The following is a 13,835-nucleotide window of genomic DNA, read 5'->3' on the forward strand; positions in this document are numbered from 1 at the left end:
TTCGTGACCCATCGCAATCGGCGCCGACATCCCTTATATCAGGCGGCAACCCATTCCCCCTTTTGCGCGGGCTGATGTTCCGCGCCGGAGACATTTCATGACGGAAACCCAGATCCCGGTCACCGTGCTCACCGGCTATCTCGGCGCCGGCAAGACGACGCTGCTGAACCGCATCCTCTCGGAAAACCACGGCAAGAAATACGCCGTCGTCGTCAATGAATTCGGCGAGATCGGCATCGACAACGACCTCATCGTCGAGAGCGACGAAGAGATCTACGAGATGAACAATGGCTGCGTCTGCTGCACGGTGCGCGGCGACCTGATCCGCGTCGTCGAGGGTCTGATGAAGCGCCCCGGCGGCTTCGACGGCATCCTGGTCGAGACCACCGGCCTCGCCAATCCGGCCCCGGTCGCGCAGACCTTCTTCATGGATGACGATGTCCGCGCCAAGTCGCGCCTCGACGCCGTCGTCACCGTCGCCGACGCGATGAACCTTTTGACCCGGCTCGACGACGCGCCGGAGGCCGAGGAACAGATCGCCTTCGCCGACGTCATCCTGCTCAACAAGGCCGATCTCGTCGACGCCGAGAAGCTGGCTGCCGTCGAGCGACGCATCCGCGAGATCAACCCGCATGCGACGATCCACCGGACCGAGCGCTGCGCCATCGATCTCTCCAAGGTGCTCGACCGCGGCGCCTTCGACCTCGAGCGCATCCTGACGCTCGACCCGGAATTCCTCGAGGGCGACGATCATGACCATGATCACGTCCATGACGAGAATTGCGGCCACGATCACCACCATCATGACCACGACCATGCCCATCACGGTCATGACCATGATCACGACCATCACCACCACCATCCGCGCCATGACGAATCCGTGTTCAGCGTCTCGCTGCGCGGCGGCACGCTCGATCCGAACAAGTTCTTCCCCTGGATCCAGGAGATCACCCAGGTCGAGGGTCCGAACATCCTGCGCCTGAAGGGCATCCTGGCGATGGACAAGGATCCGGACCGCTATGTGCTGCAGGGCGTGCACATGATCGTCGAAGGCACGCATCAGCGCCCCTGGGCCGAGGGCGAGAAGCGCGAGAGCCGCCTCGTCTTCATCGGCCGCAAGCTGAACGAGCAGGCTTTGCGCAAAAGCTTCGAGGATTGCCTCATCGCCGCCTGAGGCGACTGGAAACGGGCCGGCCCATCGCCGCCCTCTACCCTTGAAGGCCGCGTCATCCCGAGACATTCCGGGTGACGCGGCCTGATCTCTCCCAAAATCCACGACAGACATCGACCGGAAACGCCTCTTGCCCACGATCCAGTCCTTTCCTCTCGACGCCTATGTCGTCGCCGCCGAGTTTCTGGGTTCCGAGCCGGCCTTCGCGCTCGGCGACGGCAAGGTCGCCCTGGTCAGCGGCCCCTCCGCCGAGAAGCACGACGTCCATTCCGGCGGCCTGCTCGCCGCCGCCCGCACGCTGGATGGCGACCGGCTGATCACCACCGGCGATGACGGCCGCGTCATGGCGATCGACGCGAGCGGCAAGATCGACGAGATCGCGGTGCAGCCGAAGAAGTGGATCGACCAGGTCGCCTGCGGCCCGGACGGCACGATCGCCTATGCCAGCGGCCGCCAGGTTTTCGTGCGCTTCGCCAATGGCAAGGAGCGCGTGCTGGAGCATGAGCGCACCGCCGCCGGCCTCGCCTTCGCGCCCAAGGGAATGCGCCTCGCCGTCGCGCGCTACAATGGCGTGTCGCTCTGGTGGATCGGCACCGACGCCAAGCCGACCGAGTTCGAATGGAAGGGCTCGCATCTCGGCGTCACCTTCTCGCCCGATGGCAAGAACGTCATCACGACCATGCAGGAGAATTCGCTGCATGGCTGGCGCGTCGCCGATGGCGGTGGCCACATGCGCATGTCGGGCTATCCGGGCAAGGTCAAGTCGATGTCGTGGTCGGCCAAGGGCCGCTTCCTGGCGACGTCGGGCGCGGAAATGGCCGTGCTCTGGCCGTTCCACTTCAAGGACGGCCCGATGGGCAAGCAGCCGCTGCAGCTGGGCGTCCGCGACCAGATCGTCAGCTTCGTCGCCTGCCACCCGACCGAGGAAGTCGTGGCGATCGGCTACCGGGACGGCATGGTGCTGGCGGTTCGCTTTGCCGACAGCGACGAAGCGATTTTGCGCAAGCCGGCCGAGGGCGGCCCGATCAGCGCGCTCGCCTGGGACAAGAAGGGCATCCGCCTCGCCTTCGGCACCGAAGGCGGCGAAGCCGGCGTCATCGACCTCGCCGGCTGACACCGACGAGGCACGCAGCCCCAGGCAGCGCTGCTTCAAGTCTGTTTCTGGTGCAAAAGTGTCCGACGCCCCGGCGAAGGCCGGGGCCCATGAACACCGGCCCAGCAAACTTTGGCCAGCCTCTTTCGGGTAGGCCTCAGGCGTATGGATCCCGGCCGTCGCCGGGATGACGCCCGAGGGAGACGGGGCATTGGCGTCTCAACGATGTGGGCGCAGGCTCCTCAAGAAGAGCGAGAAGGCCAACGCCTGAGAAGACCGTGCCTCAGCGCAGGCTGGGGGCCTTGCGGAAGATCGCCGTCGCGAACAGGATCATGCCGACCAGCGTGATCAGCGATCCCAGGATGACGATCGGTTCGCCGGCCGGCGCGCCGCGGAGCGTCAGCACCAGGCCCGGGATCATGATCCAGAGGCCGATCGTCGAGACCCAGAACTGGATCAGCGCGAGCCGGCTCTCGGCCTTGGCGGGATTGGCGTTGTAATAAAAGCCCATCAGCGCGAGCGATACCCAGCCGATCAGGTTGAGGTGGGCATGAGCCGGCGCAAGGCTGAAGTCCTGCTGCGCGCCCATGATGATGCCGCCCAGCATGCCGATGATCACATAGATCACGGCGGTCCCGATAAACATCTGGCTAATTCTTGGCATGTCGAATTCCCCTCCGGAAGCGGGGCCGACTCATCCCGTCATACGCCCCCGAAACGCGGTTACGACGTTACGGAAGGTAAGTCAAAATCATTCCAAGGTGGGATGTTGGGCCTGCCCTGTCGGAGCACGTGTCGGCCGGGCGCAGGCGGAGAGCCACGGCCCAAAAAGAATGACGCCGGCGCGCGACCGGGAGCCGAAGGGGAGGCTCAAGACTCGGTCGCGTCTGCCGGCGTCTGACGCATGGTTTTGGGAGGAAAACCGCATGGCGTCGAAGAAGAAGCGCCCGTCGGGGAGGAGATCGACGGGCGTTTGAAGGTGGCGCGTTGCCGGGGAGGAGGTCAGCGCGGCGCCGATCGCAGGGACTTGGAGGGGAGGAGGTTCCCTGCGAATTCCTTGAACTTATAGCGCGTGTCGGAAGTCTTAGTAACCGACGGCCTGCTTGGCGACGCGCTCGATCTCGCCGCGGTGGATGCCGAGGTCAGCAAGCTCGCGGTTGTTCAGGCGGGAAAGCTCGTTGTAGGTCTCGCGGAACTTGCGCCAGGTCTTGTAGGAAGCAACGATGTTCATAGCCATTTTCGGATGTCCTTTTGAATTCGGTCTGATCTCTGTCGAACTGGCGCCGGATTTCTCTGTCGCCGTTCTTGTTGACGCTGATATAGGCTGATGCCGACGGAATGAGCACTACGAAAAAGCTCATGCCAGCGATGCGCCTGACGCAGGGCAGCATTAATTTCGCTGTCATATTGCACTGCACATTAAGCGCTGCGGCTGAATTGCGGCACCCAGGTACCGAATGTGCCCGCATCGGGGCGGCAAGCCGGCGGAGACATGCCCGTGACGCATGTCGCGGCAGCCGCGGGCCCTGCCTAATCGGCAGGCGGCATCGACGGCGGATGCGCCCTGCCCCGGCAAGCGCATAAAAAAAGACCGGGCCAAAGCCCGGTCCTCATGGTCTTGCTCGACTTGAGCGCCACTCTCAGAATGAACGCGTCGCCCCGGCGAAGGCGCCATCCTCACCTCTCCCTCAGGGAGGGTGAAGGACTCCGCCTCGCGCCGGAGAAAATCAGCCCAGATTGTGGACCAGCACGTTGCGGAACTGCCAGGGGTCGCTCTCGTCGATGTCTTCCGGGAAGAAGCCCGGACGATCGGTGAGCGGCGTCCAGTCGGTGTAGATGCCCTCGACGGTGCCGAGATAGGGCCGCTGGATGCGCAGGCAGAGATGGTAGTCCATCTCGTCCGCCTCGACGATGCCGGCAGTCGGATGCTCGAGCGCCCAGACCATGCCGGCGATCACCGCCGACGTCACCTGCATGCCGGTGGCGTTCTGGTAGGGCGCGTTTTCGCGGGCCTCGTCGATCGTCAGCCGCGAGCCATACCAGTAGGCGTTCTTGGCATGGCCATAGAGCAGCACGCCGAGTTCGTCGCGACCGGCGATGATCTCTTCCTCGCTGAGGATGTGCTGCTTCGACTGGCGCTTGCCGGCGCGGCCGAACATTTCGTGCAGAGACAGTACCGCGTCGTTGGACGGGTGGTAGGCGTAGTGGCAGGTCGGGCGATAGACGACTTCGCCCTCTTCGCGCACCGTGAAGTGGTCGGCGATCGAGATCGCCTCATTATGCGTCACGAGGTAGCCGAGCTGCGGGCCCGGCGTCGGGCACCAGGAGCGCACGCGCGTATCGGCGCCCGGGCCGAGCAGGAAGATCGCCGCGCCGCTGCCGGTGTCATGCGTGCGGGCATGGTCCGGAATCCAGCGCTCATGCGTGCCCCAGCCGAGCTCGGCCGGCTGCAGCGCTTCGGAGATAAAGCCCTCGACCGACCAGGTGTTGATGAAGGTGTCGAGTTGCTTGGCGACGCGGGCGCGCTGGGTGTCGCGTTCGGCGATGTGGATGCCCTTGACGCCGGTCGCCTTCATCAGCGCGGCCCATTCGCGGCGCGTCTTCGGCTCGTCATGCTCGATGTTGAGGTCGCGCGCCACGTCGAGCAGCGCCTGCTTGACGAACCACGACACCATGCCCGGATTGGCGCCGGAGCAAGAAACCGCGGTCGGACCGCCGGGATTGGCGCGCTTTTCCGTCAGCAGCTCTTCGCGCAGCGCATAGTTGGAGCGCGAGGCCGGATCGGCCTTGTGATCGTAATAGAAGCCCGGCCAGGGCTCGATCACCGTATCGATGTAGAGGCTGCCCATCTCGCGGGCGAGCCGCATGATGTCGAGCGAGGAGGTGTCGACCGAGAGATTGACGCAGAAACCGCCGGGAGCCAGCAGCGGCGCCAGGATCTCGCGGAAATTTTCCCGCGTCAGCGCCGCCTTGACGTGCTTCACGCCGTAGGTGGCCATCAGTCCGACGTTTTCACTGCTCGGTTCGATGACCGTGATCTGCGGCTGGTCGAGCGCGAAATGGCGCCTGATTAGCGGGAGGAACCCTCGCCCGATCGAACCGAAGCCGATGATGACCACGGGGCCATTGATGCGACCGTAGACAGGCCAAGTCGTCATAGCGAGACACTCCTCAAAGTCGAAATCAACAAGTGGGGTACCGTACCCTTCCTTCGTGACAAACAAAAAGTCGTGGATGAAGGAGCGTCAGCTCTTCCATCCACGACCGGTTTGAAGCGGGAGCCTAGCGGCTTGTGTCGGCCAGGTCGAGCCCGGACGGGCTTGCAACCAGCGGAAAGTCCTGCGCGGAGAGCGGCGGGACCGACCAGTCGCCTGTCGCGACCAGCATTCCGGAGGCGCCGTCGAGGGCGCCTTCGCGGAGTTCCAGGGCCAGGAAGCGCTTGCGCTCCACGGGCCCCGGCATCAGCAGGCTCTGCGTCGCCGCGGCGGAAAAGCCGAAGCGGGCATAATATTCGGCATCGCCGACCAGTATCACGGCGCCATGGCCGAACATGGCGGCGCGGTTCAGCGCGGCGCGCATCAGCTTGCCGCCAAGGCCTTCGCTCTGCCGTTCCGGCGCGATCGCCAGCGGCCCGAGCAGCAGCGCGTCGCGGCCGCCGGCCGCAACGTTCCACAGACGGACCGTACCGATGATCTCGTCGCCATCGCGGGCGACGAGAGCCAGGCCGGACGCCGGCAGGCGATTTTCCCGCAGGCGTTCGGAGGTCTTCTGGTGGCGATCCGGACCCATGGTCCGGTCAAGCAGCATTTCCCGGGCGCCGGCTTCGCCGGGCGCCTCCACGTCGATCTGAATCATCGATGGAATTCCCTCAGATCACGAAGGATTCGAGCGGCTTGAAGCCGTTGAAGGCGACGGCCGAATAGGTCGTCGTATAGGCGCCGGTACCTTCGATCAGCACTTCGTCGCCGATCGAGAGCGAAACCGGCAGGTGATACGGCGTCTTCTCGTAGAGGACGTCAGCCGAGTCGCAGGTCGGGCCGGCAAGCACGCAGGCCGTCTTCTCGTCGTGGTCATGCGCCGTGCGGATCGGGTAGCGGATCGACTCGTCCATCGTCTCGGCGAGGCCGCCGAACTTGCCGATGTCGAGATAGACCCAGCGCAGGTCGTCGGCCGAGTCGCTCTTCTTCGAGATCAACACGACTTCCGTCTTGATGATGCCGGCATTGCCGACCATGCCGCGGCCCGGCTCGATGATCGTCTCCGGGATCCGGTTGCCGAAATGGCGCTTCAGGGCCGAGTCGATCGACGAGGCATAGTTCTCCACGCCCGGAATCTCCTTGAGATAACGGGTCGGGAAGCCGCCGCCGAGATTGACCATCGACAGCTGGATGCCGCGCTCTGCGAGCGTGTGGAAGATGCCGGCGGCCGACGCGAGCGCGCCGTCCCAGGCTTCGGTGTTCGCCTGCTGCGAACCGACATGGAACGAAACGCCATAGGCGCGCAGGCCCTGGCGATGGGCATGCTCGAGCACGCCGACAGCCATCTGGGGCTCGCAACCGAACTTGCGCGAAAGCGGCCATTCGGCGCCGGCGCCGTCGCACAGAATGCGGCAGAACACGCGGGTGCCGGGAGCGGCGCGGGCGACCTTGTCGACTTCGGCTTCGCAATCGACCGCATAAAGGTCGATGCCACGCGCGAAGGCAGCGGCGACGTCGCGCTCCTTCTTGATGGTGTTGCCGAAGGAGATGCGGTCCGGGGTCGCGCCAGCGGCCAGCGCCATGTCGATCTCGGCGACCGACGCGCAGTCGAAGTTCGAGCCGAGCGAAGCGAGCAGCGCCAGCACTTCCGGAGCCGGATTGGCCTTCACCGCATAGAAGACGCGGGTGTCGGGCAGAGCGTGCGCGAAGGTGAGATAATTCTCCCGCACGACATCGAGATCCACGACAAGGCACGGGCCTTCGGGACGTCGGCTATTGAGGAAGTCGATGATGCGAGCGGTCATGAGGGTCTCCCCGATGGCCTGCCAAGGCCAGAAAAGCGTTGCGAAGCGGGACGAAACCGGAGCGAAATCGCCGCGCCGAGCGCTATGGACGCGATCGGAACGTTGAAGACGAGCCGTTTTTGCCGGGGTAAGCCGGCAGTTTTCGCGGGTAGCAGTCGCTTGGGACAAACGGCCAGCGTTTATCGTGAGCGCTGCCTTCGCTTGGAACGGGAGACCCGATCCGCACGCCCGGCAAGGATGTAGTGCCTCTTCAGTGACTACGGCCGATGGAGAGCCGTCCGAGACCAAAAAAGCCCGCTACGTCGTTGCTTCAAGTCGCGTCCTCCGCGGAGACGGAGTTCACCGGTTTCGCTTTCCGGCTGCCGACCTTATCGGGATCTCTCCCGAACTCCTGGGACCCTCTCTTTGTGAGGGTCTTGGGCGTCGCTTCGGCCTCTTGTCCGAAGCCCCACCGGTCGGCACGCAACCACAGGCACGTGCGATAATTGGGCAAGCGGTACGTAGGCCCAACGCGGTTAACATTCAAGCGGTTTTTGCCCCTCGGGCACAAAAATCATGCAGGGGCGGCCGCAGCGCGGCCGACATGACGGAATCACGACATTTTTGTGTCGCCACAGGGGCTTGGCAGCCCCCTCCGGGAGCCGGATTCCGCCTGCCAAACAGGCTTAACACGCCCGCCACTGCGATTGATTCGTGCTTCCGGCAATCGGCCCGATCGCCTATGCAGAAGCGGCAACAGGAGTGCTGCATGTGAACGAGACCGTCGTCGGCGAAAAGGGCATGGTTGTGGCTCCCCACAGGGCTGCAGCGGAAGCGGGGGCCGAGATCATCCGGGCCGGCGGCAACGCCATTGAGGCAGTGATCGCCGCGGCCGCCACCATCGCCGTGGTCTATCCGCATATGAATGCCATCGGCGGCGACGGCTTCTGGCTGATCCGCGAGCCCGGCAAGGAGCCGCGCTACCTTGAAGCCTGCGGCGGCGCCGGTTCGCTCGCCACCATCAAGGCCTATCGCGGCAAGGGCTATGACACGATCCCGACGCGCGGCCCCGACGCGGCGCTCACCGTCGCCGGCGCGGTTTCCGGCTGGAACACCGCCTATGAACTGTCGCAGAGCCTGGGCGGGCGGATCGACCGCCCCACCCTGCTCGCCAACGCCGTTGAACATGCCAAGAAGGGCATAAGCGTCACCCGCTCGCAGGCCCGGCTGACAGCGCAGCATCTGGCCGACCTCTCCGCCGCCCCCGGCTTCAAGGACGTGTTCCTGGTCGACGGCAAGGCGCCGGAGCTTGGCGCGACGATCCGTCAGGAACGCCTCGCCGATACGCTCGAACATCTCGGCCGCGCCGGCTTCCTCGACTTCTACAAGGGCGACGTCGCCAGCGAGATCGCCGGCGATCTCGAGCGTTTCGAATGCCCCGTGACGCGCGACGACCTCGCCGCGCATGAGGCGCGCCTGCGCGCGCCCCTCTCCGTCCGGCTCGAGGGCGCCACGGTCTTCAACTCGCCGCCGCCGACCCAGGGCCTCGCCTCGCTGCTGATCCTCGGCATCTTCGAGCGGCTCAACGTCAAGCGCGGCGAGAGCTTCGAGCATATTCACGGGCTGGTCGAGGCGACCAAGCGCGCCTTCCTGATCCGCGACAAGCATGTGACCGACCCGATCTTCGCCGGCGATCTCTCCGTGCATCTGTCGCCGCGCGTGCTCGACCGCGAGGCGGCGCAGATCAGCATGTCCCGCGCCGCACCCTGGCCTCAGGTGGCGAAGAAGGGCGACACGGTCTGGCTCGGCGCGATCGACGCCTCCGGCCTCTCCGTCTCCTATATCCAGTCGATCTTCTGGGAGTTCGGCTCCGGCGTGGTGCTGCCGGCGACCGGCATCACCTGGCAGAACCGCGGCGCCAGCTTCTCGCTCGATCCGCGCGCGCTCAACCCACTGGAGCCCGGCCGCAAGCCTTTCCACACGCTGAATCCGGCGCTCGCCCGCTTCGACGATGGCCGCATCATGAGCTATGGCACGATGGGCGGCGAAGGCCAGCCGCAGACGCAGGCCGCCCTGATGAGCCGGCATGCGCTGTTCGGCATGGATCTGGGCGAGGCGATCGACGCGCCGCGCTGGCTGCTCGGCCGCACCTGGGGCTCGGACCACACCAATCTGCGCGTGGAAAACCGGTTCGATCCCGACCTTCTGATCGCGCTGGAGCGGGCCGGCCACGAGGTCGCCGTGCTGGACGAGGCCTATTCCGACACGATGGGCCATGCCGGCGCGCTGGTGCGGCGCAAGGATGGCCGGATCTTCGGCGCCAGCGATCCGCGTTCAGACGGCGCCGCCATCGCCGCCTGAGGCGCCCAGCGCGCTCTTTTTTGGCAAATACCTGAGAATGGCGCTATGAATCGCCTGCAAAGCGACGCCGCGAAGGCGTCGCCCCGATATCCCATCCAGGAGTCGATAGACGCCCATGCTTCTCGCCAACGATCCGGTCCATGCGTTCGTCGACTATCCCGCCGTTGAAGTGCCGTCCTCCCCGACCGGGCCGCTCGTCGGACTCACCATGGCGATCAAGGATCTCTATGACGTCGCCGGCTATCCGACCGGCGTCGGCCACCCGCTGAAGCGCGCCGAGAGCGGCGACAAGACGGTGACCGCGCCCGCCGTGCAGCTTCTGCTCGATGCCGGCGCTCGCTTCGTCGGCAAGGTCCATACCGACGAGTTCGCCTATTCGATGAACGGCGAGAACCACCATTACGGCACGCCGATCAATGTCCGCGCGCCCGGCCGCATCCCGGGCGGCTCGTCCTCCGGCTCGGCCACCGCCGTCTCGGGCGGCCTGGTCGATTTCGCGCTTGGCAGCGACACCGGCGGCTCGGTGCGCGCGCCCGCTTCCTATAACGGCCTGCTCGGCATCCGCCCGACGCATGGGCGCATCGACATCTCCCGCGTCGCGCCGCTGGCCGAGACCTTCGACACGGTCGGTTGGTTCGCCCGCGACGCCGATACCTTCTCCCGCGTCGGCGCCGTGCTGCTGGGCGAGGACGAGAGCGACACGCCGCTGACCCGCTTCCTCGTCGGCGACGACATCCATGCCCTGCTGCTCGGCGAACTGGAAGAAGCCGCCGTCCGTTCGGCGACGCCGCGCATCGCCGCGCATCTGGAGCCGGCCGGCGCCGTCATCGTCGCGCCGGATGGGCTCGCCGCCTGGCGCATGATCTTCCGCACCATGCAGGCCTATGAAGCCTGGCAGGCGAATGGCGAATGGATCGAGAGCCGCCAGCCGAGCTTCGGCCCCGGCGTGCGCGAGCGCTTCGAATGGGCGAGCCACGTCACCCGCGAGGAATATGACGCCGCCGCCCTGCGCCGCGCCCAGGTCCGGGCGCGCGTGCGCGGCCTGCTCGGCGACAATACCGTCCTTGCCATCCCGACCACGCCCGGCATTGCGCCGCGCATCGGCCTTGGAGGCGACGAGCTCGAATCCTACCGCAACCGCGCGCTTTCCATGCTCTGCACCGCCGGCCTCGCCGGCCTGCCGCAGATCAGCCTGCCGCTCGCCGACCATGAGGGGTGCCCGCTGGGCGTCTCGCTGATCGCGCCGGCCGGCCGCGACCGCGCCCTGATCGATCTCGCCGCCCGGATCATGGCCGGCTAGTCCGCTTCGCCGGCCCACGCCGCCTCGCGCGGGCCGGCTCCCCCTTCGCTCGAAATACCCTAGGCGGCACGATGGATACGCTCACCCGGATGAAGACCTTCGTCGAGGTCGTCGAGGCCGGCGGTTTTTCGGCCGCCGCGCGCAAGATGGGCCGCTCGAAGGCGCTGATCTCCAAATATGTCCGCGAACTCGAGGACGAACTGGGCGCCCGCCTGCTCAACCGCACGACACGCACCCTGTCGCTTACCGAGGTCGGCCAGGGCTATGCCCGCGACGCGACCGAGATCCTGCAGCGGATCGAAGACCTGCAGTCCTCGGTCGGTGACGCCCATGCCGCGCCGCGCGGCCGCCTCAAGGTCTCGGCGCCGCGCACCTTCGGCGATGGCGAGCTCGGCCGCGCGATCATGGAATTCGTGGTCAGCGAGCCGGAGATCTCGCTCGAACTGCACCTGGAGGACCGCTTCGTCGATCTCGTCGATGAGGGCTTCGACGTCGCCATCCGCATTTCGACCCTGACCGATTCAAGCCTGATCGCCCGCCGCCTCGCCTCGTTCCGCATCTCGGCCGTCGCCAGCCCCGCCGTGCTGGAACAATATGGCCTGCCGGAGCGCCCGGAGGAGCTTTCCGGCAAGCCCTGCGTCATCGATTCCAACGTCGCCTACCGCACCAACTGGCCGTTCCTGATCGACGGCGAGCGGGTAACGGTGCCGGTCAAGGGCCGCGTCGAGGTCGACAGCCCCAACGCCGCCCGCCTCGCGGCGCTGTCCGGCCTCGGCTTCGCCATCGTCCCGCATCTGGTGGTCAAGGACGATATCGAGGCCGGCCGTCTGCGCGTCGTGCTGGAGGCCTATGAGCCGGCCAGCGCCGCCATCCACGCCGTCTATCCGCACCGCCGCCATCTCTCGGGGAAGGTACGCAGCTTCATCGACTTCCTGGTGAAGTGGTTCGACAAGAACGGCCCGCATGGCGGCAATTGCTAGGCGGGCCTCCGCCGCCAGCCGCCTTCAAGAAACTGTGACCGTCGGGCCGTCGCCGGCACGCGTCCGTCGTCGGCTCGACACGATCTGGCCGCACTTGTCTGGCCCTTTCAGGCCGTTCGCCTTTCCGCAGAGACCCATCGCATGCTTCGATCCCTGATCGTCTTCGCCTTCGCCGCGCTCTTCGCGACCGCAGCCCAGGCGCATCCGCATGTCTTCGTCGATGCGAAGGAGGAGATCCTGTTCGACGCCGACGGCAAGATGTCGGCGATCCGCCATATCTGGCAGTTCGACCAGGCCTTCACCGCCTTCGCCATCCAGGGCCTCGACGCCAATGGCGACGGCAAGCTGTCGGACGAGGAATTGCAGCCGCTCGCCAAGGTCAACGTCGAGTCGCTGAAGGACTACCACTACTTCACCCGGCTGAAGGTCAATGGCCGCCGCGCGCCGGTCGAGGCGCCGTCCGAATACTGGCTCGACTTCCACGACAGCCGGCTGACGCTGTTCTACACGCTGCCGCTGAAGACGCCGACAGCGGTCGGCGAGACGACGACGCTGGAAGTGTTCGACCCCGAATATTTCGTCGCCTTCAACTTCGTGAAGCATCACGCCATCACGCTCACCGGCGCGCCGGCCAATTGCACGGCGCATTACGCGCCGCCGCATGAGCTCGACGCCGACATCATGGCCAAGCTTGCCGCGATCCCGGCCGACCAGCGCGACCTGCCCGATGAACTCGCCGACGCGGCCTCGAGCCTCGCGGCCCAGATCACGATCCGCTGTTCATGAAGCCATCCCGCGCCTTTCGCTGGACCGGCGCCGTCGCCGCCAGCGCGATGCCGACCCTTGCCCTCGCCGCGCCGAGCCCGTTCGGCATCGCCACGCCCGATGGCGGCGGCACAGTCGGCTGGGCCGGCCCCCTCGCCCCGCTCTTCCAGTGGATCGCGCGCCAGCAATCAGTCTTCTACCGCGACCTGACCGACGCGCTCGCGAACCTGTCGCAGAGCGGCCACGCGGCCCTCATCCTGGTGGCGCTGTCCTTCGCCTATGGCGTGTTCCACGCCGTTGGCCCCGGCCATGGCAAGGCGGTGATCGCCTCCTATCTGCTGGCGACCGGCGACCGGCTGAAGCGCGGCATCGTCATCTCCTTTGCCTCCGCCCTGGTGCAGGCGCTGACCGCCATCCTCGTGGTTTCCGTCGGCACGCTGATTCTCAACGTGACCGCGATGACCATGACGCGGGCGACCGATGCGCTGGAGATCGCCAGCTACGCGCTGATCGCGCTCTGCGGCGTCTGGCTGCTCTGGATGAAGCTGTCGGGACGCGGCCAGGAGTCCAATCCGAATGCGCCGGTCGTGGAGCATGATCCCGCGACCTGCAATCATCCCCATCACCGGCTCGGCCGCAATCTCGCCTTCGGGCCCCGGGTCGCTCCCGTCGGCCTCGCCAATGCGGGTTTTTCGGCCACCGGGCTCACCGACAGCCGCGTCGCGTCCGGGGCGACCAGCCTCGCCTGCGATTGCGGCCATTCGCACGCGCCCGACCCGTCCCAGCTCGACCGCCCGCTGACTGTCGGCCGGGCCTGGACGGCGATCCTCGCCGTCGGGATCCGCCCCTGCTCGGGCGCGATCATCGTGCTGGTCTTCGCCGTATCGCAGAAGCTCTATTGGGCCGGCATCCTGTCAGTGCTGCTGATGGCGCTCGGCACCGGCCTGACGGTCTCGGCGCTCGCAACGCTGGCGGTCAAGGCCAAGGACCTCGCGCTGCGCTTTTCCGGCGGCGAGACGCGGACGCAACTGCGCGTCGTCAACGGCCTGCAGATCGCTGTCGCCAGCGGCATCCTGCTCTTCGGCCTGCTGATGCTCGGCGGCGCCCTCGCGGCGGGGTAATTTCGAGACGGCTCTTCCTTCACCTCTCCCTGAGGGAGAGGTCGACGGCCAAAGGCCGGATCC

General features: G+C 66.3%; 12 protein-coding genes. 7 read left to right on the top strand and 5 right to left on the bottom strand.

What is annotated here, in order from left to right; translation table 11 throughout:
- Positions 1–97 precede the first annotated feature (97 nt).
- A complete protein-coding gene (locus ABIE08_RS12750; protein ID WP_354551416.1) occupies positions 98–1,174 on the top strand; it encodes a CobW family GTP-binding protein in 1,077 nt (358 codons plus the stop codon).
- A 127-nt stretch (positions 1,175–1,301) separates the two neighbouring features.
- On the top strand, positions 1,302–2,285 hold the full coding sequence (locus tag ABIE08_RS12755) for a WD40 repeat domain-containing protein (protein WP_354551417.1): 984 nt from the start codon (positions 1,302–1,304) through the stop codon (positions 2,283–2,285).
- A 262-nt stretch (positions 2,286–2,547) separates the two neighbouring features.
- On the opposite strand, the gene ABIE08_RS12760 is transcribed toward ABIE08_RS12755, so the two are convergent.
- The 5 genes from ABIE08_RS12760 to ABIE08_RS12780 all read right to left on the bottom strand — a co-directional run bounded on the left by ABIE08_RS12760 (position 2,548) and on the right by ABIE08_RS12780 (position 7,266).
- Complete coding sequence (locus ABIE08_RS12760) at positions 2,548–2,910, bottom strand: hypothetical protein (RefSeq protein ID WP_354551419.1); 363 nt, start codon at positions 2,908–2,910, stop codon at positions 2,548–2,550.
- Positions 2,911–3,348: 438 nt separating this feature from the next.
- Positions 3,349–3,495: a DUF1127 domain-containing protein gene (locus ABIE08_RS12765; RefSeq protein ID WP_266330395.1), complete on the bottom strand. Its 147-nt coding sequence runs from the start codon at positions 3,493–3,495 to the stop codon at positions 3,349–3,351.
- A gap of 496 nt (positions 3,496–3,991) precedes the next feature.
- Positions 3,992–5,422 carry a homospermidine synthase gene (locus ABIE08_RS12770; RefSeq protein ID WP_354551421.1) on the bottom strand — a complete coding sequence of 477 codons (1,431 nt, stop codon included), beginning with the start codon at positions 5,420–5,422 and terminating at the stop codon, positions 3,992–3,994.
- Between the two features lie 124 nt (positions 5,423–5,546).
- Entirely contained in the window at positions 5,547–6,119 is a 573-nt protein-coding gene (locus tag ABIE08_RS12775; RefSeq protein ID WP_354551423.1) for a GNAT family N-acetyltransferase, read from the bottom strand.
- A gap of 13 nt (positions 6,120–6,132) precedes the next feature.
- Entirely contained in the window at positions 6,133–7,266 is a 1,134-nt protein-coding gene (locus tag ABIE08_RS12780) for a type III PLP-dependent enzyme (RefSeq protein ID WP_354551425.1), read from the bottom strand.
- Positions 7,267–8,016: 750 nt separating this feature from the next.
- Here ABIE08_RS12780 and ABIE08_RS12785 point away from each other — a divergent pair.
- The 5 genes from ABIE08_RS12785 (at position 8,017) to ABIE08_RS12805 (ending at position 13,772) form a co-directional block, all read left to right on the top strand.
- Positions 8,017–9,606 carry a gamma-glutamyltransferase family protein gene (locus ABIE08_RS12785; protein ID WP_436409551.1) on the top strand — a complete coding sequence of 530 codons (1,590 nt, stop codon included), beginning with the start codon at positions 8,017–8,019 and terminating at the stop codon, positions 9,604–9,606.
- 115 nt (positions 9,607–9,721) lie between these two features.
- Positions 9,722–10,906, top strand: coding sequence for an amidase (locus ABIE08_RS12790; RefSeq protein WP_354551426.1), 1,185 nt, complete (start codon positions 9,722–9,724; stop codon positions 10,904–10,906).
- A 71-nt stretch (positions 10,907–10,977) separates the two neighbouring features.
- On the top strand, positions 10,978–11,886 hold the full coding sequence (locus ABIE08_RS12795) for a LysR family transcriptional regulator (protein ID WP_354551428.1): 909 nt from the start codon (positions 10,978–10,980) through the stop codon (positions 11,884–11,886).
- A gap of 141 nt (positions 11,887–12,027) precedes the next feature.
- On the top strand, positions 12,028–12,672 hold the full coding sequence (locus tag ABIE08_RS12800; protein WP_354551430.1) for a DUF1007 family protein: 645 nt from the start codon (positions 12,028–12,030) through the stop codon (positions 12,670–12,672).
- Positions 12,669–13,772 carry a nickel/cobalt transporter gene (locus tag ABIE08_RS12805; protein WP_354551431.1) on the top strand — a complete coding sequence of 368 codons (1,104 nt, stop codon included), beginning with the start codon at positions 12,669–12,671 and terminating at the stop codon, positions 13,770–13,772. Before ABIE08_RS12800 ends, ABIE08_RS12805 begins: the two co-directional genes overlap by 4 nt.
- Positions 13,773–13,835: the final 63 nt, after the last annotated feature.

It is taken from the genome of Kaistia defluvii, assembly GCF_040548815.1.
Taxonomy (GTDB): Bacteria; Pseudomonadota; Alphaproteobacteria; order Rhizobiales; family Kaistiaceae; genus Kaistia; species Kaistia defluvii_A.

Bases quoted from the DNA above. Each gene is read 5' to 3' on its own strand.
- ABIE08_RS12750 (WP_354551416.1), top strand. From the start codon at position 98: ATGACGGAAACCCAGATCCCGGTCACCGTGCTCACCGGCTATCTCGGC.
- ABIE08_RS12760 (WP_354551419.1), bottom strand. From the start codon at position 2,910: ATGTTTATCGGGACCGCCGTGATCTATGTGATCATCGGCATGCTGGGC.
- ABIE08_RS12765 (WP_266330395.1), bottom strand. From the start codon at position 3,495: ATGAACATCGTTGCTTCCTACAAGACCTGGCGCAAGTTCCGCGAGACC.
- ABIE08_RS12770 (WP_354551421.1), bottom strand. From the start codon at position 5,422: ATGACGACTTGGCCTGTCTACGGTCGCATCAATGGCCCCGTGGTCATC.
- ABIE08_RS12775 (WP_354551423.1), bottom strand. From the start codon at position 6,119: ATGATTCAGATCGACGTGGAGGCGCCCGGCGAAGCCGGCGCCCGGGAA.
- ABIE08_RS12780 (WP_354551425.1), bottom strand. From the start codon at position 7,266: ATGACCGCTCGCATCATCGACTTCCTCAATAGCCGACGTCCCGAAGGC.
- ABIE08_RS12790 (WP_354551426.1), top strand. From the start codon at position 9,722: ATGCTTCTCGCCAACGATCCGGTCCATGCGTTCGTCGACTATCCCGCC.
- ABIE08_RS12795 (WP_354551428.1), top strand. From the start codon at position 10,978: ATGGATACGCTCACCCGGATGAAGACCTTCGTCGAGGTCGTCGAGGCC.
- ABIE08_RS12800 (WP_354551430.1), top strand. From the start codon at position 12,028: ATGCTTCGATCCCTGATCGTCTTCGCCTTCGCCGCGCTCTTCGCGACC.
- ABIE08_RS12805 (WP_354551431.1), top strand. From the start codon at position 12,669: ATGAAGCCATCCCGCGCCTTTCGCTGGACCGGCGCCGTCGCCGCCAGC.